Origin of the sequence: Pseudomonas sp., from assembly GCF_037994325.1 — a bacterium.
Classification (GTDB): Bacteria; Pseudomonadota; Gammaproteobacteria; order Pseudomonadales; family Pseudomonadaceae; genus Aquipseudomonas.
This window is the reverse complement of sequence record NZ_JBBNAH010000599.1, coordinates 1-1,213: the sequence shown is the minus strand read 5'-3', so window position 1 is coordinate 1,213 and position 1,213 is coordinate 1. Positions and strand designations below refer to the sequence as shown.

The 1,213-nt window shown below is 59.5% G+C and carries 1 protein-coding gene; it reads right to left on the bottom strand.

Annotated features, from left to right (window positions below):
• Window positions 1-149: 149 nt before the first annotated feature.
• The coding region (serA, locus tag AAAB16_RS19920) for a phosphoglycerate dehydrogenase (protein ID WP_340664890.1) at window positions 150-1,213 on the bottom strand (1,064 nt) is incomplete at its 5' end.

The following is a 1,213-nucleotide window of genomic DNA, read 5'->3' as shown; positions in this document are numbered from 1 at the left end:
GTCCCCGCCTACGCGGGGACGACGCCAGTGTTTTTGGCGAATACGTAAGCGGGGAACGATAGGTGCGCAGCGTAGGAAAAACCACCGCGGTCAATCGCCCATAAAAAAGGGAGGCCGAAGCCTCCCTTTTTCACATCGGTAATACGCGCTTAGAACAGCACACGGCTACGGATGGTGCCGGTCACGTGCTGGAGTTTTTCCAGTGCGAGGTCCGAGTAGTCGGCATCCACGTCGATCACCACATAACCGACCTTGGCGTTGGTTTGCAGGAATTGACCGGAGATGTTGATGCCGTTGTCGGCGAACACCTTGTTGATTTCGCTCATCACACCCGGAATGTTCTCGTGGATGTGCAGCAAACGGTGCTTGCCTGGGTGCGCCGGCAGGGCCACTTCAGGGAAGTTGACCGAGGACACCGAGGTACCGTTGTCGCTGTACTTCACCAGCTTCTCCGCTACTTCCAGACCAATGTTGGCCTGTGCTTCGGCAGTCGAACCGCCGATGTGCGGGGTGAGGATGACGCGGTCCAGGCCACGCAGCGGGCTTTCGAACTCTTCGTCGTTGGACTTGGGCTCGACCGGGAACACGTCAATGGCGGCGCCAATCAGGTGCTCGTCTTTGATCGCGTTGGCCAGGTGGTCCAGCTCAACCACGGTGCCGCGTGCAGCGTTGATCAAGATGCCGCCCTTTTTCATCGCGCGGATTTCTTTCTCGCCGATCATCCACTGGGTGGATGGCAGCTCCGGCACGTGCAGGGAAACGATATCGGCCATGCCCAACAGGTCGTGGAGCTTGGCGACTTGAGTGGCGTTGCCCAGCGGCAGCTTGGTTACGGTGTCGTAGAAAAACACCTGCATGCCCAAGGCTTCAGCCAGCACGGAAAGCTGCGTACCAATCGAGCCGTAGCCGACGATGCCGAGCTTTTTGCCGCGAATTTCAAACGAGTTGGCGGCCGACTTGATCCAGCCACCACGGTGGCAGGAGGCGTTCTTCTCGGGAATGCCGCGCAGCAGCAGAATGGCCTGGGCCAGTACCAGCTCAGCAACCGAACGGGTGTTGGAGTACGGCGCGTTGAACACGGCAATACCGCGTTCGCGGGCGGCGTCCAAATCCACTTGGTTGGTGCCGATGCAGAAGCAGCCGACAGCGATCAGCTTCTTGGCGTGGTCGAACACCGAATCGGTGACCTGGGTGCGTGAACGGATGCCGAGGA